This is a genomic window from Ruegeria sp., from assembly GCF_028066395.1.
In the GTDB taxonomy this organism is placed as follows: Bacteria; Pseudomonadota; Alphaproteobacteria; order Rhodobacterales; family Rhodobacteraceae; genus Ruegeria.
The window spans coordinates 30,987-57,400 of the sequence record NZ_JALCBM010000002.1 but is presented as its reverse complement, the minus strand read 5'-3'; the positions used below and the strand labels follow the sequence as shown (position 1 = coordinate 57,400).

The following is a 26,414-nucleotide window of genomic DNA, read 5'->3' as shown; positions in this document are numbered from 1 at the left end:
CGCCGGGTTCCTCACCGCCGGGCTCTTCGCCGCCGGGTTCCTCACCGCCGGGCTCTTCGCCGCCGGGTTCCTCACCGCCGGGCTCCTCACCACCGGGCTCTTCACCACCGGGTTCCTCGCCACCGGGCTCTTCACCACCGGGTTCCTCGCCGCCGGGCTCTTCACCACCGGGTTCCTCACCGCCGGGCTCTTCGCCACCAGGTTCCTCACCGCCGGGCTCTTCGCCATCCGGATCATCGGGGCCGTTATCTGGACCCGGTCCATCACCACCTGGTCCGTCATCGGGACCAGGGCCAGTGCCGGGCGGATTCTCATCGTCACGCCCGTCACCCGAACGCGTTGTATCGGGACGGGTCGATGCTGTCGGGAAATCCGTCAGGACCGCCGCAAATCTGGGACAGTCGAGCAGCGTGCGCTGCAGGATTTCCTCAAAATCCGCGCGTCGCTGGATGTAACGCAACATACGCGAACTGACGACGTCGCAGGCGCATAGTGTGTTTGATGATACCGATTGTCTGGCCGTTTTGACCGTGCACATCTCGGATGCGTATGCCGCACCGGACGACAGGATCGGCAACGAAGCAGAAACAAATACCAGTGAAAGTAACCTTGATTTCATGCGCATAGCGCACCTCCACAAAACTCGTAAACACTCGGAACTGCCGGATTGAGCAGCGCCGTATTCTGGTCGTGACTACACCCAAATGTTGCCACAATTACAAGGCGAGAGAGGCCGCGTTTTTGCCCGGAAAGATGACCTAACGTAAATTACGGTGGAATATCAAAGAGAAGGCCCGGGAGGAGCCCGGGCCTTGGATTTTGCACTATTTTGAGGATTGAATTAAAAATGTCACAGAAGTGCCATTGTTTCCCAAGTACGGGTTAATTCTTCCTTATGTCTTTAGGCCGATCTGGCCATCCGCTTGCGCTCATGCGGGTCCAGATAGCGTTTGCGCAGGCGCACGGCGTTGGGGGTGACTTCGACCAGTTCGTCATCGTCGATATAGGCAATCGCCTCTTCCAGCGAGAACTGGATATGCGGGGTCAGCCGCACCGCGTCGTCCGAGCCGCTGGCGCGCACGTTGGTCAGCTTCTTGCCCTTCAGCGGGTTCACTTCCAGATCGTTGTCGCGCGAATGCTCGCCAATCACCATGCCCTGATAGACATCCGCCTGCGGGCCGACAAACATGCGGCCGCGTTCTTCGAGGTTCCACAGCGCATAGGCCACGGCCTGTCCGTTCTCCATCGAGATCAGAACGCCTGCGCGACGGCCCGGGATTGCGCCCTTATGCGCGGCCCAGCCGTGGAAGACACGGTTCAGAACGCCGGTGCCGCGTGTGTCGGTCAGGAACTCACCATGATAGCCGATCAACCCGCGCGAGGGCACGTGGGCGATGATCCGGGTCTTGCCCGCACCTGCCGGGCGCATCTCGGCCAGTTCACCCTTGCGCGCGCCGGTGATCTTTTCGATCACCGCGCCCGAGAATTCGTCATCCACGTCGATGGTGACTTCCTCGATGGGCTCCAGCCGCTGGCCGTCTTCTTCGCGGAACAGAACCTGCGGGCGCGAGATGCTGAGTTCGAACCCTTCGCGGCGCATGTTCTCGATCAGAACACCCATCTGCAATTCGCCACGGCCTGCGACCTCAAAGGCCTCGCCGCCGGGGGTGTCGGTGATGCGGATGGCGACGTTGGATTCGGCCTCTTTCATCAGGCGGTCGCGAATGACGCGGGACTGGACCTTTTTGCCGTCACGACCCGCCAGAGGGGAATCGTTGATGCCGAAGGTCACGGTGATGGTGGGCGGGTCAATGGGCTGCGCAGGCAGGGCCTCTTCCACCTGCGGGGACACCAGCGAATCCGCCACGGTGGCCTTGCTCATACCCGCGATGGTGACGATGTCGCCGGCCTCGGCCACGTCGATGGGCTGTTGCGCCAGACCCCGGAAGGCCAGGATTTTCGAGGCGCGGAAGTTCTCGATCAAAGTGCCGTCACGGCTGAGCGCCTTGAGGCTGTCGCCCGCTTTCAGAGTACCGCTTTCCACGCGACCGGTCAGGATGCGCCCGATGAACGGGTCGCTGCCCAGAGTTGTCGCCAGCATGCGGAAGGGCTCATCCTTGCGCTCGGCCTGTTGCGGGGCGGGGACGTGATCGACGACCAGGTCGAACAAAGCGGTCAGATCCTTGCGGGGACCGTCCAATTCCATATCGGCCCAGCCGGACCGGCCCGAGGCATACATGGCCGGGAAATCCAGCTGGTTGTCGTCGGCGCCCAGATTGGCGAACAGATCAAAGCATTCGTCCAGCGCGCGGTCGGGCTCGGCATCGGGTTTGTCCACCTTGTTCAGCACCACGATCGGGCGCAGGCCCAACGCCAGCGCCTTGGAGGTGACGAATTTGGTCTGCGGCATCGGTCCTTCGGCAGCGTCGACCAGCAGAACCACACCGTCAACCATGCTCAGGATACGCTCGACCTCGCCGCCGAAATCGGCGTGGCCGGGGGTATCGACGATATTGATCCGCGTGCCTTTCCATTCAACGCTTGTGGCCTTGGCCAGAATGGTGATGCCGCGTTCGCGTTCCAGATCATTGCTGTCCATGGCGCGTTCCGCCACGGCCTGATTTTCCCGGAACGCGCCGGATTGTTTAAGCAGCTCATCCACCAGCGTTGTCTTGCCGTGGTCCACGTGAGCGATGATTGCGATATTGCGCAGGTCCATGAGAGGTCAGCCTTTGAACGGGAAGTTGCCGCGCGCATAACGCGGCGCGGCGAAATATACCAGCCCTAACCGGTGATCAGTGGCTTGCGGTTTCGGAAAACAGGTGAATCACCAGAATACCGCCCAGGATCAGCACCAACCCCAGGATCGCGGGCCAGTCGAGCCTTTGGCCAAAGACGACAAATCCGATCAGCGCGATCATGGCGATGCCCAGCCCGGACCAGATGGCATAGACGATCCCCACGGGCATCACCTTTAGCGTCAGGCCCAGCAGGTAGAAGGCGCAGCCATATCCAAGGATGACCACCACGGTGGGCCAGAATCGGGTGAATTGTTGGCTGGCCTGAAGGGCGGTGGTTCCGATGGTCTCGGCCGCGACGGCCAGCAAAAGGATTAGATAGGTTTTGGGCATGGCCGTCTCGCTGTCTGGTGACGGCTTTGTTGACCACAGATCGCATGATCTGGGCAAGGGATTTTCCCTTTGCAATCAGTGCGAGAGCTGACCAAAGGTCAGGTAAACCCGACTATCCCGGGTGCCGGGGTTCGTGTTAGACGGTCTAAGTGTTTCGGTTTTTTGATTAATGAGTTTCGATATGACCACATTTGCAAAATCAGTCATCGTCTTGTCGTTTTTGATTGTGGTGCTGGGGTGGCTTGCAGACGGGGGGTCCGTCGATATGGATGCAGCCCAGAAGGTTGATCAGTTGTCGGGTATTACAGTTTGAAAACCCGTCAAAAACGTCAGTAAAAAAGGAGCTTTCGGGCTCCTTTTTTCATTTTTTAGGCGGTTTCAGGTGCGTGGGCTGCGAAATAGCTCCGCAGTTGCGGGTCCAGCCAATCCCACAGGGGCAGGGCGCCGGTTGTTATGGCGGGGCGCACGCGGGCCTCTAGCTGGGCATAGGTCACGTCATAATCGACCCATGACCCACCGCCATTGGCGAGGTTGGCAATGGGGGTTTGAAACCGATCGACGGCCTTGGCAAAGCGGGCGTCAGTGGATTGCGCGTCTTCGAATTCCTGCCACAGCGCGGTAAAGCCCGCGCGCTGGTCTTTGGGCAGCAGGCCGAACAGGCGTTGGGCGGCGGCCTGTTCCTTGGCTTCCTGTGCCGCGTGATCGACCTGACCGTGGATCGGGTGATCTCCGGCGTCGATTTCCACGATATCGTGCAGCAGAAGCATTTGCAGCACCCGGTCAATCTGCACGCCCGCGTCACCATATTCGCCCAGCACCCAGGCATAGAGCATGATGTGCCAGGAATGTTCCGCCGAGTTTTCGAACCTGTCACTGGCAATCAGGCGTGAGGCGCGCATCACCGATTTCAACTGATCCGCCTCGGTCAGAAAGGGCAGGCGGGTGGTGAACGGGTTGGCCTCGGGTTGGCTGCCCGACAGCAAAGCATGCGCGTGCTGATGGGCCAGCGGGAAGGTCTCGGCCAGATAGGCCGCGCGTCCGCCGTTCAGATTACCTCGTACCACGTCGATATGATCGGCGCGCGGTTGCGGCGAACAGAGCACCTGAAACAAGGGCTGGCAGCGGTCGAGGATCTTGGCAAAACGGGCGTCTGCGGTTTCATCCGCCTCAAACTCCTGCCACAGGGCCATGAAGTCTTTGGCCTGATCATCGGGCAACAGGCCGAACAGATCGCGCGCGGCGGATTGCTCGGCCTCGGCGACGGCGGTCCAGTCGGTGGACAGGTGAATGGGGTGATCGCCGACGATGATCTCGACCAGATCATGCAGCAGCAACATGCGGATCACCCGGTCGATCTGCACCCCGGGTCCGGCCAAGGGGGCCATCACCAGCGCCCACAAGGCCAGATGCCAGCTATGTTCGGCAGAGTTCTCGGGGCGGGACTGATCCAGCAGCGTGTTCGCCCGCTCGACCGTTTTCAGCGCATCCGCCCGTTTCAGGAACGCGATCTGGGCGGAGAGCCGTTCGGTCATTTCTTTTCAATCGCCTTGAGTTTCGAGCGATGCGCCGAAAGCCGTTTGACCAGAAACCGCCGCACCTTGCGCTCGGCCAGACGCACGCGGATTTCCGTCAGAAACGCTTCCTCCAGTGATTGCGAGGACGCGCCAAGCTCCTCACCGACCTCGACAAAGAACCGGTCATCCCCGGTTTCGTCCATCACCTTCATGGTGTCCTCTGCCAATTTGGCGGCAAGGGTCGAGATCGTGTCAGACATCAGCGCGTGTTCTCGGTCAGGCGGCGTTTCACGTAATCCGTCACATCGGTCATCAGCGTGTCCATGTGGCGATCCTGGAAGAAGTGATCGGCGCCTTCGACCTCATTATGGGTGATGGTGATGCCCTTTTGTTCATGCAGCTTGCCGACCAGCGCGGTGGTATCGGCAGGCGGGGCCACCCGGTCGGACGATCCGTTGATGATCAGACCGGAAGACGGGCAAGGCGCCAGGAACGAGAAATCATACATGTTCGCAGGCGGCGAGACGCTGATGAACCCGGTGATCTCGGGCCGGCGCATCAGCAGTTGCATGCCGATCCACGCGCCGAAGGAAAAACCCGCGACCCAACAATGTTTCGAGTTGTTGTTCATCGACTGCAGGTAATCCAGCGCCGAGGCGGCATCGCTCAGCTCACCCACGCCCTGATCGTATTCACCCTGGCTGCGGCCAACGCCGCGGAAATTGAAGCGCAACACGGTGAAGCCCATGTTGTAGAAGGCGTAATGCAAGTTATAGACCACCTTGTTGTTCATGGTCCCGCCGAACTGAGGATGCGGGTGCAGCACGATGGCGATCGGTGCGTCTTTTTCCTTTTGCGGGTGGTAGCGGCCTTCCAGACGGCCTTCGGGTCCGGGAAAAATCACCTCGGGCATGTGTGCATTGGTCCTGTTTTTTGACGCCTTGGCCCCCGGATATACTTGACGGTTATCGTCGGGCACCTTAGAACGGTTCTAATTACGATTGGGTCGCGCGAAAACGCTGTCAGTGGGAGATACGCACTGGCTGCGGCGGCGTCAATGTTTTCGCGCTGATCTTACCGGTTGGAATGTGGGGGGAATGTCATGAAGCTGTCTACCAAGGGTCGATATGCGATGGTTGCGCTGGCCGATATTGCGCTGCAACCGGCGGACAAGCTGGTGACCCTGGGTGAGATATCCGAGCGTCAGGACATATCGCTGCCCTATCTCGAACAGCTGTTCGTGAAACTACGCCGGGCCGAGCTGGTGTCTTCGGTCCGTGGCCCCGGCGGCGGGTACAAGCTGGCGCGTCCTGCCTCGGATATTCGCGTGGTGCAAATTCTGGCCGCTGTGGATGAAACCGTCGATGCGATGCAAAAAGGCGCGGGCGCGTCGGGTGCGTCGTCTGGAAGCAGGGCGCAATCACTGACCAACCGCCTGTGGGAAAGCCTGTCCGCGCATGTCTATGTTTTCCTGCACCAAACCCGGTTGTCGGATGTGATTGAGAACGATCTGGCCCCATGCCCCGCGGTGCCCAGCCTGTTTGCAGTGGTGGACGACTGAACCCATACGGCGTAAGGCAGGCCGCAAGAAGTCTGATGGAAAAGATGTATCCGTGACACGCATTTATCTGGATCATAACGCCACCACCCCATTGAGGGCGGAAGCCCGCGCCGCGATGATTGCGGCGATGGATGTGGTGGGCAATCCGTCCTCGGTTCACGCCGAAGGGCGGGCAGCCAAGGCGGTGATCGAGAAGGCGCGGGCGCAGATCGCATCGGCTTTTGGGGCGGATGGCGCGGATATCGTCTTTACCTCGGGTGCGACCGAAGGCGCGGCGCTGGTTTTAGCCGGTCGCGGGCTGCATGGCGCGGCGGTGGAACATGACGCGGTGCGGGCGTGGAGTGATGGCAGCTTGGCGGTTGCCGCGTCAGGGCAGGTGACGGTGACGGACCCTGCGACCTCGACCCTGCAACTGGCCAATTCGGAAACCGGCATTGTGCAGCGCCTGCCGGATGGGCTGGCGGTGACGGATGCGACGCAGGCTTTTGGCAAATTGCCCGTTGCGTTCAACTGGCTGGGGGCGCAGATGGCGCTGATTTCGGCCCATAAACTGGGCGGTCCCAAGGGCATCGGCGCGGTTGTGATGAAACGCGGCACCGATCTGGCGGCTGCGATCAAAGGCGGTGGTCAGGAAATGGGTCGCCGCTCGGGTACGGAAAATGTCATTGGAATCGCGGGGTTTGGGGCCGCAGCTGAAGCAGCGGCACGCGATCTGGCAAATGGCGTTTGGGAAAAAGTCGCGGAACTTAGAAATATTCTAGAAAACGCTCTTGAGGCTGGGTCCAAATCTACTATTTTTGTCGGGAAAGATCAGGACCGGCTTCCGAATACTCTGTGTTTTGCCACACCCGGCTGGAAGGGTGAAACGCAGGTCATGCAGATGGATCTGTCCGGTTTTGCGATCAGTGCGGGCTCGGCCTGTTCCAGCGGCAAAGTGAAGGCCAGCGCGGTTCTGACAGCCATGGGCTATGACGATCTGACAGCAGCAAGCGCGGTGCGCGTGTCGCTGGGGCCGGAGACGACAAAAGAAGATGTGCTGCGTTTCGCCGAAACGTGGCTGGAAAAAGAGAAAAAGCATCACGCGCGGGCCGCGTGATCTGACGGAGGGTGTCATATGGCCGCTTTGGACCAGACCCAGGTAAAAGAAGGTGTCGATCAGGAAACCGTGGATGCGGTGCGCGAGGTCAGCACGTATAAATACGGCTGGGAAACCGAGATCGAGATGGAATATGCGCCCAAGGGCGTAAACCCGGATATTGTCCGGCTGATCTCGGAGAAGAATGACGAACCCGAATGGATGACCGAATGGCGTTTGTCCGCGTTTGAACGCTGGACCCAGATGGATGAGCCTGACTGGGCCATGGTCACCTATCCCAAGATCGACTTTCAGGACCAGTATTACTATGCCCGGCCCAAGTCGATGGAGACTAAGCCCAAGTCTTTGGATGAAGTCGACCCCAAGCTGCTGGCCACATACGAAAAGCTGGGTATCCCGCTGAAAGAACAGATGATTCTGGCCGGGGTCGAGGGCGCCGAAGATGCGCCCGCCGAAGGCCGTAAGGTGGCCGTGGACGCGGTGTTCGACTCGGTTTCCGTCGGCACCACCTTTCAGGCCGAGTTGAAGAAGGCCGGGGTCATCTTCTGTTCGATCTCCGAGGCGATCCGCGAGCATCCTGAGCTGGTGAAGAAATACCTCGGCTCGGTCGTGCCGGTGTCGGACAACTACTATGCCACGCTGAACTCGGCGGTGTTCTCGGACGGCTCGTTTGTTTATGTCCCACCGGGTGTGCGCTGCCCGATGGAGCTGAGCACCTATTTCCGTATCAACGCGGAAAACACCGGTCAGTTCGAACGCACCCTGATCATCGCCGACAAGGGGTCGTATGTGTCCTATCTGGAAGGCTGCACCGCACCGCAGCGCGACACCGCGCAGCTGCACGCGGCGGTGGTTGAGATCATCATCGAAGAAGATGCCGAGGTGAAATACTCGACCGTTCAGAACTGGTTCCCCGGGGATGAGAACGGCAAGGGCGGTATCTACAATTTCGTGACCAAGCGCGCCGATTGCCGGGGTGACCGGTCCAAGGTGATGTGGACGCAGGTTGAAACCGGCTCGGCGGTGACCTGGAAATACCCGTCCTGCATTCTGCGCGGCGATGACAGCCAGGGTGAGTTCTATTCGATCGCCATCACCAACAACATGCAGCAGGCCGATACCGGCACCAAGATGGTGCATCTGGGCAAGAACACCAAGTCGCGCATCGTGTCGAAAGGCATCAGCGCGGGCAAGGCGCAGAACACCTATCGCGGGCTGGTGTCGATGCACCCGAAGGCCAAGAATTCGCGTAACTATACGCAGTGTGACAGCCTGCTGATCGGCGATAAATGTGGTGCGCATACAGTGCCTTACATCGAGGTCAAGAACAACTCATCGCGCGTTGAACATGAGGCGACCACATCCAAGGTGGATGACGATCAGCTGTTCTATTGCCGCCAGCGTGGCATGGACGAGGAAGAGGCCGTGGCACTGGTCGTCAACGGGTTCTGTAAGGACGTCCTGCAAGCGCTGCCGATGGAGTTCGCCATGGAGGCGCAGCAACTGGTGGCGATCAGCCTTGAAGGCTCGGTCGGCTAAGACACCATGCTGCCCTGCCTGAACATAACCAGCCCCGAGCTGCACGGGACGACGCGTTCCCGAGGCGAACGAGTGTTGCCGCGATCTGCCCATGACGGGCAGGGCGGCATCATTCACCCTCAGATTGCGCGTTGCCTTGGGTATTCTCGCTTGGTAGGCAGGCGCGTGTATAGCGTTTGTGCAAGTGGCGGCCGAAATGATGGAAGAACAGAAATCCGACTTTCAGGACCGTGTGGCGCGCATCAATGCAAAGGTTCAGGAAAGCTCCAAGCAAAAGCCGAAAACGCAGGGGGACAGCCTGTTGCGGCGTCTCGCCTATCCGGCAGGCTTCATCGGGGCGTTTGCGGTGGGCGTCGGCGCGCTGTTTCTGTCGCGCTATGTCCAGTATCGGCTGGTCGGATTGCCGGGACAGGCACAGGGCAACGCTCAGGACTTCATCGGATTTGGCATCGCCTTCGGGGCGGTCTTCCTGATTTCCTTCCTGCTGAAAGGGAACGGCAAAGAGTTTGCCAGCGCCAGCGCGCTTGGGATGATGTTTACGACCTTCACGTTTCACAACGCGGTCTGGGCCAATCCGGACTGGTTCGAAAATGTGTATGGGCCGGACTGGGTGGAGTTCATCCAGAAACACACCGAACCCAAAAGCATTCAGCTGTTCACCCTGACAATCGAGCTTGGCTGACTGCGTATTCTCGCCAGCCCCATGACCAGCCCGTGGGGGCTTGGGGCGGCGCACTGATCAATTCTGAAATTAGCCATGACATGTCTCGGCAGAGCGCGGTTTACCCAGCGGCGCTCAAGGCCGGGCTGTGTGGTTCCAAAAACAAAGCCGTCCCGCTGATGGCAATCGTATCTACGAGGTAAAAAATGCTGGAAATCAAGAACCTGCACGTCAAACTTGAGGAAGAGGAAAAGGAAATCCTCAAGGGCGTCGATCTGACGGTCGAACCTGGCAAGGTCCATGCGATCATGGGGCCGAACGGGTCGGGCAAGTCGACGCTCAGCTATGTGCTGTCGGGCCGCGACGGGTATGAGGTCACCGCCGGATCAGCCGCTTTGGAGGGCGAGGATCTGCTGGATCTGGAACCCGAAGAACGCGCCGCCGCTGGTCTGTTTCTGGCCTTCCAGTATCCGGTCGAAATCCCCGGCGTGGGCAACATGACCTTCCTGCGCACCGCCGTGAACGCGCAACGCAAGGCGCGCGGCGAAGACGAACTGTCGGCAGCGGATTTCCTGAAGGTCATCCGGGCCAAGGCGAAATCGTTGAAGATCGACGCGGATATGCTCAAGCGTCCGGTCAATGTGGGCTTTTCGGGCGGTGAGAAAAAGCGCAACGAAATCCTGCAGATGGCGATGCTGGAACCCAAGATGTGCATCCTGGACGAGACCGACTCGGGCCTTGATGTGGATGCGATGAAGCTGGTGTCCGAAGGCGTGAATGCGCTGCGCGACGAAGGGCGCAGCTTTCTGGTGATCACCCACTATCAGCGCCTACTGGATCACATCAAACCGGACGTGGTGCACATCATGGCCGACGGGCGCATCGTGAAGACCGGCGGCCCTGATCTGGCGCTTGAGGTGGAACATAACGGCTATGCCGACATTCTGGCCGAGGTGAACTGATGGCCCTGCCGCAAGCGAAACAGACCGCCACGGAAGAGCGGCTTGCCGCCCTGACCATGCCGGATGCCGGGTGCACCCGCAAAGCGCGCGAGGCCGCGCTGGCTCGTCTGCGCGAGATGGGTCTGCCCGGACGGCGTGACGAGTATTGGAAATACACCCGGCCCGACACGCTGATCTCGGCCGAGGCGCCGAGTGCCGCGTTGTTCGAAACCGACGAACCGATGATGTTTCACGAGTTCGACCGGCTGAAAATCGTCTTCATCGACGGAGTGTTCAGCGCCGAGGCGTCGGATGATCTGACCATGGAAGGCGTCTCCATCGACCGGCTGGAGGATATCTGCTGCAAGGATATCCACTGGGCCAAGGAATTGTACGGCGTGCTGGAAGCGCGGGGCCAGACCCCGGTGCAGCGCCCGCTGGCCGCGTTGAACACGGCCTATGCCTCGGACGGGGTGGCGATCCATGTGACCGGCAAGCCTTCGCGCCCGATCAGCCTGATCTATCGTCACGCATCCGAGACCTCGGATGCGATCCTGCACCATGTGATCCGCGTGGAATCCGGGGCCGAGGTGACGATCCTCGAAAACGGCCCGGCGGCGTCGCGCTTCAACAAATGCATGGAGATCGACATCGCCGATGGCGGCACCCTGCATCACATCCGCGCGCAGGGCCGCGACCATCAGCGCCGCGCGGCGACCCATATGTTCACCCGTATGGGCACCGAGTCGGTTTACAAGTCCTTCACCCTGACCGTGAATGGCGTGCTGACGCGCAACGAACAGGTGGTCGAACTGACCGGCGATGATGCCGTGGCCCATGTGGCCGGTGCCTGCGTCGGTGATGGTGAGTTCCACCATGACGACACGGTCTTTGTCACCCATGACGCGGTGAATTGCGAAAGCCGTCAGGTGTTCAAGAAGGTTCTGCGCAACGGCGCGACCGGCGTATTTCAGGGCAAAATCCTTGTGAAAGAGGGTGCTCAGAAAACCGACGGCTACCAGATCAGCCAGTCGCTGCTGCTGGACGATGACAGCCAGTTCCTCGCCAAGCCCGAGCTGGAGATTTACGCCGATGATGTGGCCTGTTCGCACGGCTCGACTTCGGGCGCGATTGACGAGACGGCTTTGTTCTACCTGCGCTCGCGCGGGGTACCGACCAAGGACGCCACCGACATGCTGACGCTGGCCTTCCTGGCCGAAGCCGTGGATGAGATCGAGGATGAGGCGCTGGCCGAAGTCATCGTATCCCGCCTGCAAGAGTGGCTGGCACGCCGCAGCTGATGCCGGTCACCGCAGATATCGTGGCCACCTATCGGGGCCCGGGGCGCGTGGTGCGCCGGTTGCTGGATATGGGGCAGCGAGAGGACCGCTCGCTGGCCTTGGTGATGTCTTTCTGCGTCATCGCCTTCATCGCACGGTTGCCGGCCCTTTCCCGCAAAGCGCATCTGGAAGGGCTGGACCTGAGCATGCAGATGGGCGGGGCCCTTCTGGGCACGGTCATCATCCTGCCCTTGCTGTTTTACTGCCTGGGCTGGCTGTCGCATCTGGCGGCAAAACTGTTCGGCGGGGCGGGAACGGCTTACGGGGCACGGTTGGCCCTGTTCTGGGCATTGCTGGCCTCGACCCCTCTGGTCCTGTTGAACGGGCTGGTCGCCGGGTTCATCGGACCGGGACCTGCGCTGAACCTTGTCGGGGCAATCTGGTTTGCGGTGTTCCTGTGGTTCTGGATCTCGGGCCTTGTTCAGGCGGAAAGGCGCGCGAAATGACCCCGGTCAACGCGCGCAGCCTGGCGGTTCTGACGGTGGCCAAACCGGCCGAGGCCGCGCGGTTCGTTCTGGCAAACTGCCCCAAGCGCGATGTGCTGTGGCTGGCGTTTTCGCTGGCGGTCGTGCTGAACACGCTGGTCCAGTCGGCGGCGAACCTGTTCTATCAGACCATCGACCCCGAGCTGTTTCCACCCGATCCGGTCTGGCAGGTTCTGGCGATCTCGGCCGCGGCGCTGATGCTGAGCATCTGTGCCTTTTTCCTGGTCGGTCGCCTGTTCGGTGGCGCAGGCACATTCGACGGGGTCATGGCCCTGATTGTCTGGCTGCAATTTCTGCAGATCGCGGCGCAGGTCGCGATTTTTGTACTGGTGCTGATCATGCCCGCGATGCTGCGCCCGATGATCCTTGCGATGAGCCTTTTCAGCCTTTACATCACCTTGCATTTCCTCAATCAGGCGCATCAGTTCGGGTCGCTGGGGAAATCCTTTCTGGTGATCCTGGCCTCGGGGCTTGCGGCCATTCCATTTGTCCTTCTGTTGGTTCCAAACGTGCCGGAATAGGGAAATACGACCCATGTACGATGTGCAGAAAATCCGCTCTGACTTTCCGATCCTGTCGCGGCAGGTGAACGGCAAGCCGCTGACCTATCTGGACAATGGCGCCTCGGCCCAGAAACCGCAGGTGGTGATCGACGCGGTGACGCAGGCCTATGCGCATGAATATTCCAACGTCCATCGCGGGCTGCATTACCTGTCCAATCTGGCGACCGAGAAATACGAATCCGTGCGCGGCACCGTCGCCCGGTTTCTGGGCGCACCGGACGAGGATGAGATCGTCCTGAATTCCGGCACGACCGAGGGGATCAATCTGGTCGCTTACGGTTGGGCTATGCCACGCCTGCAAGCCGGGGATGAGATCGTCCTCAGCGTGATGGAGCATCACGCCAATATCGTGCCCTGGCATTTCCTGCGCGAACGGCAGGGCGTGGTGCTGAAATGGGTCGATGTGGACGCGGCGGGCCATCTGGACCCGCAGGCTGTCATTGATGCGATCGGGCCGAAGACCAAGCTGGTGGCGGTTACGCAATGTTCGAATGTTCTGGGCACCGTGGTGGACGTGAAGGCGATCACCGAAGGCGCCCATGCCAAGGGCGTGCCGGTTCTGGTCGATGGCAGCCAGGGCGCGGTGCATATGCCGGTCAATGTCGCCGATATCGGCTGCGATTTTTACGCGATCACCGGGCACAAGCTTTACGGCCCCTCGGGGTCCGGCGCGATCTATATCAAATCGGACCGCATGGCCGAGATGCGCCCCTTCATCGGCGGCGGCGACATGATCAAGGAGGTCTCGAAAGATCAGGTGATCTACAATGATCCACCCATGAAGTTCGAGGCCGGAACCCCCGGTATCGTGCAGACCATCGGCATGGGCGTGGCGCTGGATTACATGATGGATCTGGGCATGGAGTCGATTGCAGCGCATGAGGCCGGTTTGCGAGACTACGCCATGCAACGCCTGACCGGGCTGAACTGGTTGCAAGTGCAAGGCACCACTTCGAACAAGGCGGCAATCTTCAGCTTTACGCTGGACGGGGCAGGGCACGCCCATGACGTCTCGACCATTCTGGACAAAAAGGGCGTGGCCGTGCGAGCCGGGCACCATTGCGCCGGACCACTGATGGATCATCTTGGCGTCACGGCGACCTGCCGCGCCAGCTTTGGTCTTTACAACACCACAGATGAGGTCGACACGCTGATCGACGCGCTGGAACTGGCGCATGATCTGTTTGCCTAAGCGTTTCGAGAAAACGCTGACGCATAATGTATCGCCAATGTCCCGAGAATGCCGAAGGCATGACAGGGTATTGGCGATTCAATTTTTTTCTCGGAAGGCTATAAGCGTCTGGCAAAAGGCGCGGCTGCAATGCGGATTTGCAGTTGCACCTGATCCGGAACGAGGGTAGCTAACCCTCAAGGCACCTGTAGCTCAGCTGGATAGAGCGCTGCCCTCCGAAGGCAGAGGCCAGAGGTTCGAATCCTCTCAGGTGCGCCATCTTCTCTTGTATCGGCTTTGAAAAATGCGCTGCACGAACACCCCGTGTCAGGCAAAAATTTACCCCCTGCGGAGAAGGTCCGAGGGGGTCGTTTTACGTACGGAACGGGGGCAGAGGTTCAGCCGCGCCAGGTTCGGATGTCGCCGCAATCCATATGCACGAAGTTCGACCGGTAGTACTGCCCGACGCCACCGGCGCGGCAGGACATGGCGGCTTTGGCCATTTGCGAAACGGACCGGGAAGACAGGCGCAGGTCGGCGGCCTGACCTTTCATGTGCAGCGAATTGCGCGCAACACCGCGGGATTTTGAGCGCAACATGGCGTTGGTCTGGGGGGAGCGATAGCCCGACAGCAGCATATAAGGCTCGCTGGCATCCAGCAGATTGTGCGATGCGGCCATGATGTCGATGGTGCGCAGGTCCATCTGCTTGACCTGATCGCTGCGCCAGTCGCGCATGAAGTGGTTCACTTCCTTGACAGCGTCCTTGATATATTTGCCATCGACCCAATATACCATATCGATCCGCTCGCCCGTGCGGCCCGAATACATACGGATGCGGCGGATATCACCGCCGCCGCGAAGGAACCCTGCTGCGTTAGAGTAGGTGGGGGCTGCCACAACGGCTGTGGCTGCGAATGCGCCCAATAGGGCACGCCGGGTCAGGCCCGAGGTACTGCTCTTGGTCATTTCTTGTTCGTCCCGTACTGTTCCTGCCTGCGCACGATGTTACGCGCGCCTTCTTAATTTTCCCCATCCCAGATGCGGGATTTATTGCACAGTTGGATTCGACCGCCAAGGAGTCTTTGAGAATTGCTAAATCAAGGGGGAATTTTCGGCAGTTTTTTGCGCAATTGATGCAAGCCTGCACAGATTCGTCGCACACGATGCAAACGCGCATCACGGGGCGAAAGATGCATCTAAGTGATGAATTTGTGAATAGACATCCCCGATGGGGCGCAACATTATTTTCTGAACGCCTCATGCAATGGGGCCACGAAGTTGTTGAATAACCAAGGACATCCCATGCCCTCAGTGTTTCGGACATGTACCAGTTTTCTCGTTGCCGCCTGTTTTGCGGTTTCTGTCTCATCGGCCCGGGCCGATACGGCAAATACGGCCTTTCAACTGGCCGTGGCCGAGACAACCCAGGGGCAAAAAGGCATTGCCGCGTTTTATCGCGAACAGGGGTTCGAACCGATCTGGGTTGGGGATACTCCGGACCATGCGGCCCGGCGCGCGGCGCTGATCAAGGCGCTGTCCACCACCGATCTGCATGGGCTGCCCGAAGGCAGATATGATGTTCAATCACTGACCGACCGCATGCAAGAGGCGCGCTCGATCCGTGATCTGGGTCAGATCGAGGCCGAGCTGACGCAAGTTTTCCTGAAATATGCCAATGACTTGCGTGGCGGAACTGTCACGCCGTCTCAGGTCGATGAAGGGCTTGTCCGCAAGGTCGAGCGGCGCTCGGATCTGGAGCATTTGCAGGCGCTGATGGCGGCTCCGGCGGGGCAATATATTGCACGGCTGACGCCGCAGACCCCGCAATACCGGGCATTGATGAAACAGAAGATCGCGCTGGAACATCTGATGACACAGGGCGGTTGGGGCGCGACGGTGCCGGTGACCAAGCTGGAGCTGGGCGATACAGGCCCGGATGTCATAAAGCTGCGCAACCGGTTGGTGCGCATGGGGTATATGAAACCGACCGCCAGCCCCGAATTCGACGTGGCATTGCTGGCGGCGGTGCAATCCTTTCAGACCGCCCACGGGCTGGCCTCGGACGGGGTGGCAGGCCAGGGCACGATTACCGAGCTGAACCGTCCGGTCTCGGACCGGTTGAAATCGGTGCTGGTGGCGTTGGAACGCGAACGCTGGCTGCCCGAGGACCGTGGCACGCGGCATATTCTGGTCAATCAGGCCGATTTCTCGGCTAAGATCGTTGATGAAGGGCGGGTGACGTTTGAAACCCGCGCTGTCATCGGCCGCAATACTCATGACCGCCGCAGCCCCGAGTTTTCGGACGTGATGGAGCATATGGTGATCAATCCCAGCTGGCATGTGCCGCGCTCGATCATCACCAAGGAATATCTGCCGAAACTGCAAGCCAACCCGAACGCGGTGGGCCATCTGCAGATCACCGACCGCAGCGGGCGGCAGGTTGACCGGTCGGCTGTGGATTTCACCCAATTCACTGCGCGGAACTTTCCGTTTGCGATGAAGCAACCGCCCAGCAGCAGAAATGCGCTGGGGCTGGTGAAGTTCATGTTCCCCAATAAGTACAACATCTATCTGCATGATACGCCTGAGAAATCCCTGTTCTCGCGTGAGGTTCGGGCGTTCTCGCATGGCTGTATCCGTCTGGCGCAACCGTTCGAATTTGCCTATGCCCTGCTGGCCCGTCAGCGCGAGGACCCGAAGGCGTTTTTCCAACGGGTTCTGGCCTCGGGCCGGGAAACCACGGTGCCTTTGGAACAACCCGTCCCGGTGCATCTGATTTACCGGACCGCCTATATCGGACCCAAGGGCGATGTGCAGTATCGCCGCGATGTCTATGACCGGGATCGCAAGATCTGGGCGGCGTTGCAAAAGGCAGGGGTGGTCCTGCCCGACGTTCAGGGGTAATCACGGGGGCGACTCCTGCCACAAGGAAGCCCACGCATGCAGTACACCGTTGAACAGATTGCCCAGTCCATCGGGGCCGAAGCCGCTGGCCAGACCGGCCTGACCATCCTGCGCGCGGCTGAGCCCGGCGATGCCGGTCCCACCGATCTGGCCATGGCGATGTCACCGAAATATGCCGAGGCGCTGGCCGCCGGGTCCGCCCGCGCGGCTGTGCTGTGGGAAGGCGCGGATTGGCAGGCTTTGGGCCTTGAGGCCGCGATCTTTGTCGGACGTCCGCGCATGGCGATGGCGGGAATCACCGCGATGCTGGACCGGGGGCAGGGGATCGCACCGGGCATTCACCCGTCCGCCGTGATCGACCCGACTGCCGAGATTGGCGAGGGCGCCTCGATCGGTCCGCTCACCGTTGTGGGCGCGCGGGCGGTGATTGGTGAGGGCGCGGTGATCGGCGCGCATTGCGTCATCGGTATGGATGCGACGCTGGGCAACAACGCCACGCTGCGCGAAATGGTCAGCATCGGCGCCCGGGCCATCATCGGTGATCGCTTCATCGCGCAACCCGGTGCGCGGATCGGCGGCGACGGGTTCAGCTATGTCACGCCCGAGGTTTCGGGCGCGGAAAACGCCCGGAAAACCATGGGGGATCAGGGGGATGCCAAGGCGCAGACCTGGATGCGCATCCACTCACTGGGTGCGGTGCAGATCGGCGACGATGTCGAGGTTGGTTCCAACTGTACAGTCGATAACGGCACGATCCGCAACACGATGATCGGCGACGGCTCGAAACTGGATAACCTCGTGCATGTTGGGCACAACACCCGGGTCGGGCGCGATTGTCTGCTGTGCGGGCAGACGGGGGTTTCGGGCTCGGTCGAGATCGGCAACAACGTGGTGCTGGGCGGCCAGACCGGCGTGGTGGACAATATCTTTATTGGCGATGGTGTGATTTCGGGTGGCGGTACGAAAATCCTGTCCAATGTGCCCGCCGGACGGGTCATCATGGGCTATCCCGGCATAAAAATGGAAAGCCACACGGATATTTACAAAGCGCAGCGCCGCCTGCCACGTCTGGCGCGTGACGTCGAGACGCTGAAAAAGGCGGTTTTCAAACGGCCGCCGAGCGAGTAAATCATCGCCAACGCGACAATCAGGGGATCGACATGAGCATCAGCGACCGCGTCATCGCAATCATCGCCGAGCAGGCCGTACTAGAGCCTTCGGACGTGACCCCCGACAGCACGCTCGAAGATTTGGGCATCGACAGCCTGGGTCTGGTCGAGAGCATCTTTGCCATCGAAGAAGAGTTCGACATTTCGGTCCCCTTCAACGCCAATGAGCCCACCGCCGGGGATTTCGACATCACTAATGTGGCGGCGATCATCGCGGGGATCGAAAAGCTTGTGGCGGAAAAGGTCTGACAGCCCCGATGAAACGCGTTGTCATTACGGGGGCCGGCACCATCAACTCGCTGGGCCATTCGGTGCCCGATACGCTAGAGGCGATGCGCGAAGGCCGCTGCGGCATTTCTGAGCTGGAGTTTCGCGATGTGGACCGGCTGGCCATCAAGATCGGCGGTCAGGTGCGCGGGTTCGAGGCCGAAGGGCGGTTCAACCGCCAGCAGATGACGCTGTATGACCGGTTCACCCAATTCACCCTGACCGCCGCGAAAGAGGCGATTGACCAGTCCGGGCTGGTGTTCCACGGCGACCTGGCCGCGCGCTCGGGCGTTGTGCTGGGCACTGCCGGGGGCGGGGTATCGACCTGGGATGACAATTACCGGTCGGTCTATGAGGACGGCAAGAACCGGGTGCATCCTTTTGTGGTGCCCAAACTGATGAACAACGCCGCTGCCAGCCATGTGTCGATGGAACATAACCTGAAAGGCCCCAGCTTTACGGTCTCGACCGCTTGCGCGTCCTCGAACCACGCGATGGCGCAGGCGTTTCAGATGGTGCGCAGCGGGGCAGCGCCTGCGATGATCACCGGCGGCTCGGAATCCATGCTGTGCTTTGGCGGGGTCAAAGCGTGGGAGGGGTTGCGGGTCATGTCCAAAGACGCCTGCCGGCCATTCAGCGCCAACCGCAACGGTATGGTGCAGGGCGAAGGGGCCGGAGTGTTCGTGTTCGAGGATTACGACCACGCCAAGGCGCGCGGCGCGGACATCCTGTGCGAGGTTGTGGGGTTTGCCATGTCCTCGGACGCCTCGGACATCGTGATGCCCAGCAAACAGGGCGCGGCGCGGGCAATGGCGGGGGCGCTGGCCGATGCCGGGCTGAACGCCAGCGATGTGGGCTATATCAACGCCCACGGCACCGGTACGCTTGCCAATGACAAGACCGAATGCGCCGCTGTGGCGGATGTGTTTGGTCCGCATGCGGATGATCTGATGATCTCATCCACCAAATCGATGCACGGGCACCTGATCGGCGGCACTGGTGCAGTTGAACTGCTGGCCTGTATCATGGCCCTGCGCGACGGGGTGATTGCGCCCACGATTGGCTATGAAGAACCCGATCCGGAATGCGCGCTGGACGTGGTCCCGAACGAGGCGCGCGAGGCCAAGGTCGATGTTGCGCTGAGCAACGCGTTTGCCTTTGGCGGTCTGAACGCTGTTCTGGCGCTGAAACGGGCATAAAGAAAGCCGCCACAGATTTGCGGCGGCTTTGAAAAAGGTGCTGCCGCGCCCTGTCAGTTCACGTTGACGCCCAGTTGGTCATAGGCCGCGGTAAAACCGCTCAGCGACATATCCATGTTCAGAACCTGATCGGGCGCGCGGGCCGGAACCAGCGACAGAACCGCCTTGGAGCCCGATTTCATCGCGTCGATATCGCCCTGCGTCAGACCCAGCTGCGCCAGACAGCCAACCGGAATGCAGTGGTGATAATTATACAGTTTGCGCGGTGCGCCATCGATCGAGATCGCCAGTTGCGCCTGCAACAGGGTTTCCAGCGGGACCACCACATTGGCCCAGGCCACCGCCGCGCCACCGGCGGGCAGCTTGCCCACGGTGACCTCGGCAATCGGATCGCCCTGGGCGCCGTTCATCACCTGAACCATGGCGCAGGGGTCCTCACCAGACTCGGCCTTGAGGCAGGACACGTTCCAGGCCCCGGATTTCTCTTTGACATATTGCTCGCCCACGCGGGGGCCGGTTTCACCCAGATCCAGACCGCTTCCGGCCTGAGATTGGTCGGTCTGCGTCTCAGTCGTTTCCTGCGCGATTGCGGCGGTGCCCAACAGGGTTGCTGCGGCCAAGGTAAGGGGGACAAGGTTCCTGATCATGAATGCCTCTTTCATGCTGATCCAGCTTTTGCTTCCCTCTACCACCCTAAACCCGCAATGTCAGGTTCAAACCGGCCTCTGCGCATGGATTTGAACGGAAATCCGCCGAAACAACGGGGGCCAACTTCATGTTTATCAATAGGAAAAGGGAGCCGGTGGAGCGGCTCCCTTCCCGAATTGTATCTCCCCGTCGGACTGGCCGACTTAGTTATGCGCAGACGTTACGAAAGCGAACCCCGGCGGTCAACAGCTATCCACCAATTTTAATCCGCCATTTGTCGTTTTTTAACGCTGCGGGATCGAAAAAAAGCCGTGCCCGAAGGCACGGCCAGTCGACAGGGAGGAAGTTGCCCCCGTCACGGGCAAAACCGCAGCAAGGGCAAATTGACTATCGCAGCCAAAGGTTAACTTTGTATGCTTGGTCCAGATCGGTAGAACTGGGACAGGTTTTTCATGCAAGACAAGATATTCATCGGCGGCGGTGGGCCGGACTATGGGCAGGCGCAGGGGCTGGCCCTGAAATACGCCAATCGCCACGGGCTGATTGCCGGGGCCACGGGGACGGGCAAGACCGTGACACTGCAAATTCTGGCCGAAGGGTTTTCGCAAGCGGGCGTGCCGGTGTTCCTGTCCGATGTCAAAGGGGATCTGTCGGGGTTGGCTCTGCCGGGCAGTGCTGGGCACAAGCTGCATCAAGCCTTTCAGGACCGTGCGGCGCGGATCGGGTTTGACAAGTTTTCTTACGCGGCCTGTCCGGTGACCTTCTGGGACCTTTTCGGTGAACAGGGTCACCCGGTGCGCACCACGGTGACCGAGATGGGACCGCTGCTGTTGTCACGCCTGATGGAGCTGAGCGAGGCGCAGGAGGGCATCCTGAACATCGCCTTCCGCGTCGCGGACGAGGAAGGCATGCCGCTGTTGGACCTCAAGGATTTGCAGGCACTGCTGGTCTGGATCGGCGAGAACCGCGCGCAACTTTCGCTGCGCTACGGCAATGTTTCGACCGCCTCGATCGGGGCCATTCAACGGCGGTTGCTGGTGCTGGAAAATCAGGGCGGGACCAACCTGTTCGGTGAACCGGCGCTGGAACTGTCCGACCTGATGCGCACCGATGAGAACGGGCATGGGATGGTGAATATCCTGGCCTCGGACAAGTTGATGGGCGCGCCGCGTCTTTATGCGACCTTCCTGCTGTGGCTGCTGAGCGAGCTGTTCGAGGAATTGCCCGAGGTTGGTGACCCCGACAAACCCAAGCTGGTGTTTTTCTTTGACGAAGCGCATCTGCTGTTCGATGACGCGCCCAAGGTGCTGATCGACAAGGTGGAACAGGTGGCGCGGCTGATCCGCTCCAAGGGGGTTGGCGTCTATTTCATCACCCAGAACCCGGCGGACATCCCCGAGGATATTCTGGGGCAGTTGGGCAACCGCGTGCAACACGCCCTGCGCGCCTTCACCGCGCGCGACCGCAAGAACCTGCGGCTGGCGGCCGAGACCTATCGCGAGAACCCCGATTTCGACACCGAAGCCGCCATTCGCGAGGTGGGCGTGGGAGAGGCCGTGACCTCGATGCTGCAGAAAAAGGGGATACCCGGCATCGTCCAACGGACCCTGATCCGTCCGCCGGGGTCCCAGTTGGGGCCGATTACCGAGGGTGAGCGGCAGACGATTCTGACAGCCTCGCCGATGGGGGCCAAATACAATCAGGTGATTGACCGCAAATCAGCCTTTGAGATCCTGCAGGCCCGTGCCGATGCCGCCGCGCAAGAGGCGGCAGCTGCCGAGGCCGAAGAGGTGGTGGACCAGCAAAGCCCGATGGAACGCGAATATGCCTCGGCCCGTCGTTATTCCGGCAGTCGGGTCGGGCGGTCCTCATCCCGGCTATCACGGCGCAAAGACACCTTTGCCAGCGCCATGAGCCAGGCTGTCATCAAGGAACTCAAAGGCACCACAGGGCGCCGCATTGTACGCGGCATTCTGGGCGGGTTGTTCAAGAACCGATAAGGCGCGCGCGCCCCGCGCAACGTCAGGCGGGGCGCGGGTGATTATTTGCCCAGACGGCGCAGGCCTTCCTGCCGGCAATAGCTGTCCGCCTTCTGCACCGACATCTTGGTGGCCGGGAAATCAATCGCCCGGTCCCAGGTGACGCGGTCATGGCGGTACAGCTGACAGGTCACCACGCCCTCGGGGGTGTTGACCTTGACCGGTGTGGTCTCCAGCTCTTCGGGGGTCGGAATACAGGCGGTCAGCGCGACCAGAGAGACGGCCAGAAGCGAAAGGGATTTGAGTGGTTTGTTCATGGAATTACGGTGCTCTTTCTGTGGTCAACATCTTGATCGTTAAATCCTGACAGGCTGTGGTCCCGTCCAGTAAGTCCCGCGGGTTTGGTGGTTGCGGTATGCCCCTTTATTCTTTTTTAACCACCAAAACAAGAAACCGCGCCGATAGAATGGCGCGGTTTGGTTAACATTATTGATATCCTGCCTATTTTTCGGGGATCAGCCCCCTTGGGCTGAATCTGAGAACAATGAGCAGGATCAGACCCATGGTAAACAGGCGCATATGCGCGGCGCTTTCGATCAGATGTGCCTTCAGGCCACTACCATCGGACATCCCGGCGGTGATCAGGTTCATCAGCCACAAGCCGATGGGTTCGACCTGAACCCACAGGAACCAGATCAGGAATGCACCCAGAACCGCGCCGAAATTGTTGCCCGATCCGCCAACGATCACCATGACCCAGACAAGGAAGGTAAAGCGCAGCGGGTTGTAGGTGCCGGGTGTCAGTTGTCCGTCCAGCGTGGTCATCATCGCGCCTGCGATGCCACAGATGGCAGAACCCAGCACGAAGATCTGCAGGTGTCGGCGGGTGACGTCCTTGCCCATCGCCTCGGCCGCGACCTCGTTGTCGCGAATGGCGCGCATCATGCGACCCCAGGGACTTTTCAGCGCCATCTGCGCCATCCACAGCAGCACCAGCAGCACGATCAAGAACAGCAGCGAATAGCCCAGCTTGACCGACAGGGTCGAGGCGGTCACCGGGTCCAGCCCGAACCATTCGGCGCGGGCGAGGAAGCCGGGGTCCTGCTGCAATTCGACCTCATAGCCCACGACGGGTGAAGGGCGGGGCAGGCCATAGACATTCTTGACCCCCCGGGCCAGCCAATCCTCGTTTTTCATGATCGCGATGATGATCTCGGCAATGCCCAGCGTCGCAATCGCCAGATAGTCGGATCGCAGACCCAAAGCTGTCTTGCCGATCAGCCACGCTGCCCCGGCTGCCAGCAGACCGCCCGCAGGCCAGGCCAGCAGGACCGGCAGGTTCAGGCCGCCCAGATGGCCCGCGACGGCGGGGTCGATGGCCTCAATCGTAGCGACGTTGGGATCAAAGATCGCGCGGTAGACAAAGAATCCGACGACGAGGATGCCGATAATCGCAAAGGTCTGCGCACGCCCCTTGGGCATTTTCTGCGCCACCATTACCGCCGCAACCACCGTCGCAGCACCCAGCAAAAGCGCCAGGATCACGCCATAGCCCCCACCGGACCAAGCCCCCGGCGTGGGCGGGGTCGAGACCAGCACAACCGCCAGCCCGCCCAGCGCGACAAAGCCCATAACGCCGACGTTAAACAGCCCGGCAAACCCCCATTGCAGGTTCACCCCAATCGACATGATGGCCGAGATCAGCCCCATGTTCAGGATCAGGATGGCGGCGTTCCAGCTTTGCGTGAACCCGGTTAGCAGGATCAGACCGCCAACAACGACGAACAGCAGCGTATTTTTGACGGGTTCGCTCATATCACTTTCCCCTTGAACAGACCCGTGGGCTTAAACAGCAGCACAATCAGCAGGATGGCAAAGCTGACCGCGAATTTGTAATCGGTGGACAGGAACTGCACCAATCCTGATGGTGCGAGGCTTTCCGGCGCCACATAGGTCAGCACCTTTTTCCACGCATAGGTGATGGTGACTTCGGAGAATGCGATGATGAACCCGCCCGCGATGGCCCCCAGCGGATTGCCCAAACCGCCCACGATGGCCGAGGCAAAGATCGGCAGCAGCAGCTGGAAATAGACGAACGGCTTGAAACTCTTATCCAGCCCATAAAGCACCCCCGCCGTGGTCGCCAGTGCCGCGACGATGATCCAGGTGATCATCACCACACGCTCGGGGTTGATGCCGGACAGCAGCGCCAGATCCTCGTTATCGGAATAGGCGCGCATCGACTTGCCCGTGCGGGTCTTGTTCAGGAACCAGAACAGCAGCGCCACCGCGACAACGGCCACGATCACGGTGATGCCTTGTGAGGTCTTGATCGCCAACCCCTCCCGCAGCCCGGTCATCGCCTTGAAATCACGGGCCGAAACAATGAACCGCGCGCCGTCAGAGAACCTCTGATCATCGGGTCCAATGATGAACCGCACCAGCCCGTTCATGATGAACATCACGCCCATCGACACGATCACCAGAATGACCGGCTTGGCCTTTTGTTCCCGGTAAAAGCGATAGACCAGCCGGTCGGTGATCAGCACCAGAATGATACAGCCCAGAATGGCAAAAGGCAGCGCCAGCAGGGCGGTTGGCAGCGGCCCGAAACTGACCCCGGCGGCCTGCAGCGCCCATGTCACCAGCACGGCGAGCATCGCGCCAAAAGCCATCGTGTCGCCATGGGCAAAGTTCGAAAATCGCAGGATGCCGTAGATCAGGGTCACGCCCAGCGCACCCAGCGCCAGCTGACTGCCATAAGCAACCGCTGGCACGATGACAAAGTTAGCCAAGGCGACTAACGCGTTTAGTAAGTCCATGAATTCTTCCCACTGTCCCCGTGCGGCTTTATGGCATGACGATAAAGAAGGACACAACAATATGTGTCCTCTTTTTTACCATATGCCCTTGGGTCAGTGGGGGATGTTGCCCGCTTAGCTCACCGGGTCCTGACATGTACCCCGGTCATTGGCCACATGCTGGCCCTTGATCGACATGTCATAGCTTAGGTCTTCGAAATCCACCACAAAGGTGACCACGTCCTGATCCTTGATATGCAAAAAGGTCAGCGAGTTGACGCCCGGCAGGATCTTGGCCTCGCCCCGGATTTTGTCGGCGTCGATAAAGCCGGTATCCGTCGCCCCCGACCGCGCCAGCGTGACCGTGCCACCGTCCTTGTCCGAGACGCAGATCACCACGAAATCAGCCCCGTCCAGAGGTCCGCCATCCGCCGCATAGGCAAGTGAGGGCAGGGCGGCAGCAAGCGTCAGCGCAATCAGTTTCTTCATCGGGGGTACCTTTGTTCTGGCCGCCGGACCCACAGAACCCCATGAGTCAGGCGGAATTTCAAGTGATAGTCGGCGGCTGGGTCTGGGGCCGCTGACCCACACCTAAGTCAGCTTTGGGCTGAGGAAAGAGGATGTAAGGTATCATCACAACCTCTTGATATATCCAGATATAACTGTTGGTTCAGGCATTGGTTTCCTGGCAGGCGCCACGATCCGTGCCCGCACCGGGCCCCTTGATCGACAGATCATATGACATGTCATCATAGTTCACGACGAAGGTCATGACGCTTGTGCCCTCGATATATACGAACGTCATGTTACCAACGCCTTTGAAGACCATCGCATCTTCCGCCATGTCCTTGGTCTCGATACGGCCCTTGTCGCCCTCGGCCGCACGGCTCAGCCGCACCTCGCTGCCATCGCGATCCGACACGCAGGTAAATGCCTTTTCTTCCGCATAAGATGCGGTCGCGAACAGGGTGGCCGCAGCCACGCAAATCCATTTTTTCATTGTTCGTCCTGAATTATGGTTCTTGTTGCAGAAGGCCCGCCAGCGTCACGGGGTGCCTGAAGGCCCTAACCGTGACATCACTTCCTTCCTGCGCCGAGGCGCTAAAGGGACAATGTGACCGGATTGCAGCCGCGCCGTGAAAATCTTGGGACGCGGGGATATATGTTGAAGGTCGTGCCGAAACGCGCGAACAGGAACGGTCTGAGGTCGCTTCAAGCGCACCTGAGCCTGTCAGAGTGCCGATTTACTTCCCCTCAGCCCCCGAGGAAACTCTTCCGAACCTCCGGATCGGCCAGCAGTTCCTTGCCGGTGCCGGAAAAGGCATTCCGCCCCTGCACCAGAACATACCCTTTGTCCGCAATTTCAAGCGCCTGACGGGCATTCTGCTCCACCATCAGGATCGGCAACCCGGTGCGCGACACCTCGATGATCCGGTCGAACAG

Annotated in this window: 28 protein-coding genes, 1 tRNA gene and 2 pseudogenes; 17 read left to right on the top strand and 14 right to left on the bottom strand. The window is 60.3% G+C overall.

The window, feature by feature from the left end:
- Positions 1 to 463 (bottom strand): annotated as a pseudogene (locus tag MPJ51_RS01060) (hypothetical protein); the annotation flags it as partial.
- A gap of 31 nt (positions 464 to 494) precedes the next feature.
- Here MPJ51_RS01060 and MPJ51_RS01055 point away from each other — a divergent pair.
- Positions 495 to 671, top strand: coding sequence for a hypothetical protein (locus MPJ51_RS01055; RefSeq protein WP_298381133.1), 177 nt, complete (start codon positions 495 to 497; stop codon positions 669 to 671).
- 230 nt (positions 672 to 901) lie between these two features.
- Here MPJ51_RS01055 and typA read toward each other — a convergent pair whose 3' ends face one another.
- A complete protein-coding gene (gene typA / locus MPJ51_RS01050) occupies positions 902 to 2,719 on the bottom strand; it encodes a translational GTPase TypA (RefSeq protein WP_298381132.1) in 1,818 nt (605 codons plus the stop codon).
- A 76-nt stretch (positions 2,720 to 2,795) separates the two neighbouring features.
- A complete protein-coding gene (locus tag MPJ51_RS01045; protein WP_298381131.1) occupies positions 2,796 to 3,131 on the bottom strand; it encodes an SMR family transporter in 336 nt (111 codons plus the stop codon).
- Positions 3,132 to 3,312: 181 nt separating this feature from the next.
- Between MPJ51_RS01045 and MPJ51_RS01040 the strand changes: the two genes are divergently transcribed.
- Positions 3,313 to 3,444: a hypothetical protein gene (locus tag MPJ51_RS01040; protein WP_298381130.1), complete on the top strand. Its 132-nt coding sequence runs from the start codon at positions 3,313 to 3,315 to the stop codon at positions 3,442 to 3,444.
- Positions 3,445 to 3,499: 55 nt separating this feature from the next.
- Here the strand turns inward: MPJ51_RS01040 and MPJ51_RS01035 are convergent, their stop codons facing one another.
- From MPJ51_RS01035 to MPJ51_RS01025, 3 genes are read right to left on the bottom strand one after another with little or no spacing between them, the layout of a single operon-like run.
- Positions 3,500 to 4,663 (bottom strand): HD domain-containing protein, encoded by a 1,164-nt coding sequence (locus MPJ51_RS01035; RefSeq protein WP_298381129.1) that lies wholly within the window; start codon positions 4,661 to 4,663, stop codon positions 3,500 to 3,502.
- Entirely contained in the window at positions 4,660 to 4,905 is a 246-nt protein-coding gene (locus MPJ51_RS01030) for a hypothetical protein (protein ID WP_298381128.1), read from the bottom strand. Before MPJ51_RS01030 ends, MPJ51_RS01035 begins: the two co-directional genes overlap by 4 nt.
- A complete protein-coding gene (locus MPJ51_RS01025) occupies positions 4,905 to 5,558 on the bottom strand; it encodes an alpha/beta hydrolase (protein ID WP_298381127.1) in 654 nt (217 codons plus the stop codon). Before MPJ51_RS01025 ends, MPJ51_RS01030 begins: the two co-directional genes overlap by 1 nt.
- A 189-nt stretch (positions 5,559 to 5,747) precedes the next feature.
- Here MPJ51_RS01025 and MPJ51_RS01020 point away from each other — a divergent pair, with 189 nt between their 5' ends.
- From MPJ51_RS01020 to MPJ51_RS00975, 10 genes are all read left to right on the top strand, one after another.
- Positions 5,748 to 6,206 carry an Rrf2 family transcriptional regulator gene (locus tag MPJ51_RS01020; protein WP_298381126.1) on the top strand — a complete coding sequence of 153 codons (459 nt, stop codon included), beginning with the start codon at positions 5,748 to 5,750 and terminating at the stop codon, positions 6,204 to 6,206.
- A 52-nt stretch (positions 6,207 to 6,258) separates the two neighbouring features.
- Entirely contained in the window at positions 6,259 to 7,302 is a 1,044-nt protein-coding gene (locus tag MPJ51_RS01015; protein WP_298381125.1) for an aminotransferase class V-fold PLP-dependent enzyme, read from the top strand.
- Positions 7,303 to 7,320: 18 nt separating this feature from the next.
- Positions 7,321 to 8,841: a Fe-S cluster assembly protein SufB gene (gene sufB, locus MPJ51_RS01010; protein WP_298381124.1), complete on the top strand. Its 1,521-nt coding sequence runs from the start codon at positions 7,321 to 7,323 to the stop codon at positions 8,839 to 8,841.
- 196 nt (positions 8,842 to 9,037) lie between these two features.
- Entirely contained in the window at positions 9,038 to 9,523 is a 486-nt protein-coding gene (locus MPJ51_RS01005; protein WP_298381123.1) for a hypothetical protein, read from the top strand.
- Positions 9,524 to 9,708: 185 nt separating this feature from the next.
- Positions 9,709 to 10,464: a Fe-S cluster assembly ATPase SufC gene (sufC, locus tag MPJ51_RS01000; protein ID WP_298381122.1), complete on the top strand. Its 756-nt coding sequence runs from the start codon at positions 9,709 to 9,711 to the stop codon at positions 10,462 to 10,464.
- Complete coding sequence (gene sufD, locus MPJ51_RS00995) at positions 10,464 to 11,744, top strand: Fe-S cluster assembly protein SufD (protein ID WP_298381121.1); 1,281 nt, start codon at positions 10,464 to 10,466, stop codon at positions 11,742 to 11,744. Before sufC ends, sufD begins: the two co-directional genes overlap by 1 nt.
- Positions 11,744 to 12,229 carry a YIP1 family protein gene (locus tag MPJ51_RS00990; protein WP_298381120.1) on the top strand — a complete coding sequence of 162 codons (486 nt, stop codon included), beginning with the start codon at positions 11,744 to 11,746 and terminating at the stop codon, positions 12,227 to 12,229. The genes sufD and MPJ51_RS00990 overlap by 1 nt, the downstream gene beginning before the upstream one ends.
- Entirely contained in the window at positions 12,226 to 12,789 is a 564-nt protein-coding gene (locus tag MPJ51_RS00985; protein WP_298381119.1) for a YIP1 family protein, read from the top strand. Before MPJ51_RS00990 ends, MPJ51_RS00985 begins: the two co-directional genes overlap by 4 nt.
- A 13-nt stretch (positions 12,790 to 12,802) precedes the next feature.
- Positions 12,803 to 14,023, top strand: coding sequence for a cysteine desulfurase (locus MPJ51_RS00980; protein ID WP_298381118.1), 1,221 nt, complete (start codon positions 12,803 to 12,805; stop codon positions 14,021 to 14,023).
- Positions 14,024 to 14,204: 181 nt separating this feature from the next.
- Positions 14,205 to 14,281 (top strand) — tRNA-Arg (locus MPJ51_RS00975).
- Positions 14,282 to 14,400: 119 nt separating this feature from the next.
- Here MPJ51_RS00975 and MPJ51_RS00970 read toward each other — a convergent pair.
- Positions 14,401 to 14,970, bottom strand: coding sequence for a DUF882 domain-containing protein (locus MPJ51_RS00970; RefSeq protein ID WP_298381117.1), 570 nt, complete (start codon positions 14,968 to 14,970; stop codon positions 14,401 to 14,403).
- A 336-nt stretch (positions 14,971 to 15,306) separates the two neighbouring features.
- Here MPJ51_RS00970 and MPJ51_RS00965 point away from each other — a divergent pair, with 336 nt between their 5' ends.
- From MPJ51_RS00965 to MPJ51_RS00950, 4 genes are read left to right on the top strand one after another with little or no spacing between them, the layout of a single operon-like run.
- Complete coding sequence (locus tag MPJ51_RS00965; protein ID WP_298381116.1) at positions 15,307 to 16,908, top strand: L,D-transpeptidase family protein; 1,602 nt, start codon at positions 15,307 to 15,309, stop codon at positions 16,906 to 16,908.
- Positions 16,909 to 16,944: 36 nt separating this feature from the next.
- On the top strand, positions 16,945 to 18,036 hold the full coding sequence (gene lpxD / locus MPJ51_RS00960; protein ID WP_298381115.1) for a UDP-3-O-(3-hydroxymyristoyl)glucosamine N-acyltransferase: 1,092 nt from the start codon (positions 16,945 to 16,947) through the stop codon (positions 18,034 to 18,036).
- A 32-nt stretch (positions 18,037 to 18,068) separates the two neighbouring features.
- Positions 18,069 to 18,326 (top strand): acyl carrier protein, encoded by a 258-nt coding sequence (locus tag MPJ51_RS00955; RefSeq protein WP_298381114.1) that lies wholly within the window; start codon positions 18,069 to 18,071, stop codon positions 18,324 to 18,326.
- Positions 18,327 to 18,334: 8 nt separating this feature from the next.
- On the top strand, positions 18,335 to 19,543 hold the full coding sequence (locus MPJ51_RS00950; RefSeq protein ID WP_298381113.1) for a beta-ketoacyl-[acyl-carrier-protein] synthase family protein: 1,209 nt from the start codon (positions 18,335 to 18,337) through the stop codon (positions 19,541 to 19,543).
- A 53-nt stretch (positions 19,544 to 19,596) separates the two neighbouring features.
- On the opposite strand, the gene MPJ51_RS00945 is transcribed toward MPJ51_RS00950, so the two are convergent.
- Entirely contained in the window at positions 19,597 to 20,190 is a 594-nt protein-coding gene (locus tag MPJ51_RS00945) for an invasion associated locus B family protein (RefSeq protein ID WP_298381112.1), read from the bottom strand.
- A 453-nt stretch (positions 20,191 to 20,643) separates the two neighbouring features.
- On the opposite strand from MPJ51_RS00945, the gene MPJ51_RS00940 reads away from it, so the two are divergent.
- Positions 20,644 to 22,191, top strand: coding sequence for a helicase HerA-like domain-containing protein (locus MPJ51_RS00940; protein ID WP_298381111.1), 1,548 nt, complete (start codon positions 20,644 to 20,646; stop codon positions 22,189 to 22,191).
- 41 nt (positions 22,192 to 22,232) lie between these two features.
- Here MPJ51_RS00940 and MPJ51_RS00935 read toward each other — a convergent pair whose 3' ends face one another.
- From MPJ51_RS00935 to MPJ51_RS00910, 6 genes and pseudogenes are all read right to left on the bottom strand, one after another.
- On the bottom strand, positions 22,233 to 22,487 hold the full coding sequence (locus MPJ51_RS00935) for a hypothetical protein (RefSeq protein WP_298381110.1): 255 nt from the start codon (positions 22,485 to 22,487) through the stop codon (positions 22,233 to 22,235).
- A gap of 184 nt (positions 22,488 to 22,671) precedes the next feature.
- Positions 22,672 to 23,985: a branched-chain amino acid ABC transporter permease gene (locus MPJ51_RS00930; RefSeq protein ID WP_298381109.1), complete on the bottom strand. Its 1,314-nt coding sequence runs from the start codon at positions 23,983 to 23,985 to the stop codon at positions 22,672 to 22,674.
- Positions 23,982 to 24,992 carry a branched-chain amino acid ABC transporter permease gene (locus MPJ51_RS00925; RefSeq protein ID WP_298381108.1) on the bottom strand — a complete coding sequence of 337 codons (1,011 nt, stop codon included), beginning with the start codon at positions 24,990 to 24,992 and terminating at the stop codon, positions 23,982 to 23,984. Before MPJ51_RS00925 ends, MPJ51_RS00930 begins: the two co-directional genes overlap by 4 nt.
- A gap of 114 nt (positions 24,993 to 25,106) precedes the next feature.
- Positions 25,107 to 25,460 (bottom strand): hypothetical protein, encoded by a 354-nt coding sequence (locus MPJ51_RS00920; protein ID WP_298381107.1) that lies wholly within the window; start codon positions 25,458 to 25,460, stop codon positions 25,107 to 25,109.
- Between the two features lie 181 nt (positions 25,461 to 25,641).
- The gene (locus MPJ51_RS00915) at positions 25,642 to 25,971 is read right to left on the bottom strand and encodes a hypothetical protein (RefSeq protein ID WP_298381106.1); all 330 of its coding nucleotides are present in this window, start codon (positions 25,969 to 25,971) and stop codon (positions 25,642 to 25,644) included.
- A 254-nt stretch (positions 25,972 to 26,225) separates the two neighbouring features.
- Positions 26,226 to 26,414 (bottom strand): annotated as a pseudogene (locus tag MPJ51_RS00910) (ABC transporter ATP-binding protein); the annotation flags it as partial.

Excerpts from the sequence above, each read along its gene's own strand:
- MPJ51_RS00990 (WP_298381120.1), top strand. The coding sequence starts at position 11,744 with ATGCCGGTCACCGCAGATATCGTGGCCACCTATCGGGGCCCGGGGCGC.
- MPJ51_RS00965 (WP_298381116.1), top strand. The coding sequence starts at position 15,307 with ATGCCCTCAGTGTTTCGGACATGTACCAGTTTTCTCGTTGCCGCCTGT.
- MPJ51_RS00940 (WP_298381111.1), top strand. The coding sequence starts at position 20,644 with ATGCAAGACAAGATATTCATCGGCGGCGGTGGGCCGGACTATGGGCAG.
- MPJ51_RS00915 (WP_298381106.1), bottom strand. The coding sequence starts at position 25,971 with ATGAAAAAATGGATTTGCGTGGCTGCGGCCACCCTGTTCGCGACCGCA.
- typA (WP_298381132.1), bottom strand. The coding sequence starts at position 2,719 with ATGGACCTGCGCAATATCGCAATCATCGCTCACGTGGACCACGGCAAG.
- MPJ51_RS01020 (WP_298381126.1), top strand. The coding sequence starts at position 5,748 with ATGAAGCTGTCTACCAAGGGTCGATATGCGATGGTTGCGCTGGCCGAT.
- MPJ51_RS00980 (WP_298381118.1), top strand. The coding sequence starts at position 12,803 with ATGTACGATGTGCAGAAAATCCGCTCTGACTTTCCGATCCTGTCGCGG.
- MPJ51_RS01035 (WP_298381129.1), bottom strand. The coding sequence starts at position 4,663 with ATGACCGAACGGCTCTCCGCCCAGATCGCGTTCCTGAAACGGGCGGAT.
- MPJ51_RS01030 (WP_298381128.1), bottom strand. The coding sequence starts at position 4,905 with ATGTCTGACACGATCTCGACCCTTGCCGCCAAATTGGCAGAGGACACC.
- MPJ51_RS00955 (WP_298381114.1), top strand. The coding sequence starts at position 18,069 with ATGAGCATCAGCGACCGCGTCATCGCAATCATCGCCGAGCAGGCCGTA.
- MPJ51_RS01005 (WP_298381123.1), top strand. The coding sequence starts at position 9,038 with ATGATGGAAGAACAGAAATCCGACTTTCAGGACCGTGTGGCGCGCATC.
- sufD (WP_298381121.1), top strand. The coding sequence starts at position 10,464 with ATGGCCCTGCCGCAAGCGAAACAGACCGCCACGGAAGAGCGGCTTGCC.
- lpxD (WP_298381115.1), top strand. The coding sequence starts at position 16,945 with ATGCAGTACACCGTTGAACAGATTGCCCAGTCCATCGGGGCCGAAGCC.
- MPJ51_RS00985 (WP_298381119.1), top strand. The coding sequence starts at position 12,226 with ATGACCCCGGTCAACGCGCGCAGCCTGGCGGTTCTGACGGTGGCCAAA.
- MPJ51_RS00920 (WP_298381107.1), bottom strand. The coding sequence starts at position 25,460 with ATGAAGAAACTGATTGCGCTGACGCTTGCTGCCGCCCTGCCCTCACTT.
- MPJ51_RS01025 (WP_298381127.1), bottom strand. The coding sequence starts at position 5,558 with ATGCCCGAGGTGATTTTTCCCGGACCCGAAGGCCGTCTGGAAGGCCGC.
- MPJ51_RS00925 (WP_298381108.1), bottom strand. The coding sequence starts at position 24,992 with ATGGACTTACTAAACGCGTTAGTCGCCTTGGCTAACTTTGTCATCGTG.
- sufB (WP_298381124.1), top strand. The coding sequence starts at position 7,321 with ATGGCCGCTTTGGACCAGACCCAGGTAAAAGAAGGTGTCGATCAGGAA.
- MPJ51_RS00950 (WP_298381113.1), top strand. The coding sequence starts at position 18,335 with ATGAAACGCGTTGTCATTACGGGGGCCGGCACCATCAACTCGCTGGGC.
- sufC (WP_298381122.1), top strand. The coding sequence starts at position 9,709 with ATGCTGGAAATCAAGAACCTGCACGTCAAACTTGAGGAAGAGGAAAAG.
- MPJ51_RS00945 (WP_298381112.1), bottom strand. The coding sequence starts at position 20,190 with ATGATCAGGAACCTTGTCCCCCTTACCTTGGCCGCAGCAACCCTGTTG.
- MPJ51_RS00970 (WP_298381117.1), bottom strand. The coding sequence starts at position 14,970 with ATGACCAAGAGCAGTACCTCGGGCCTGACCCGGCGTGCCCTATTGGGC.
- MPJ51_RS00935 (WP_298381110.1), bottom strand. The coding sequence starts at position 22,487 with ATGAACAAACCACTCAAATCCCTTTCGCTTCTGGCCGTCTCTCTGGTC.
- MPJ51_RS01045 (WP_298381131.1), bottom strand. The coding sequence starts at position 3,131 with ATGCCCAAAACCTATCTAATCCTTTTGCTGGCCGTCGCGGCCGAGACC.
- MPJ51_RS00930 (WP_298381109.1), bottom strand. The coding sequence starts at position 23,985 with ATGAGCGAACCCGTCAAAAATACGCTGCTGTTCGTCGTTGTTGGCGGT.
- MPJ51_RS01040 (WP_298381130.1), top strand. The coding sequence starts at position 3,313 with ATGACCACATTTGCAAAATCAGTCATCGTCTTGTCGTTTTTGATTGTG.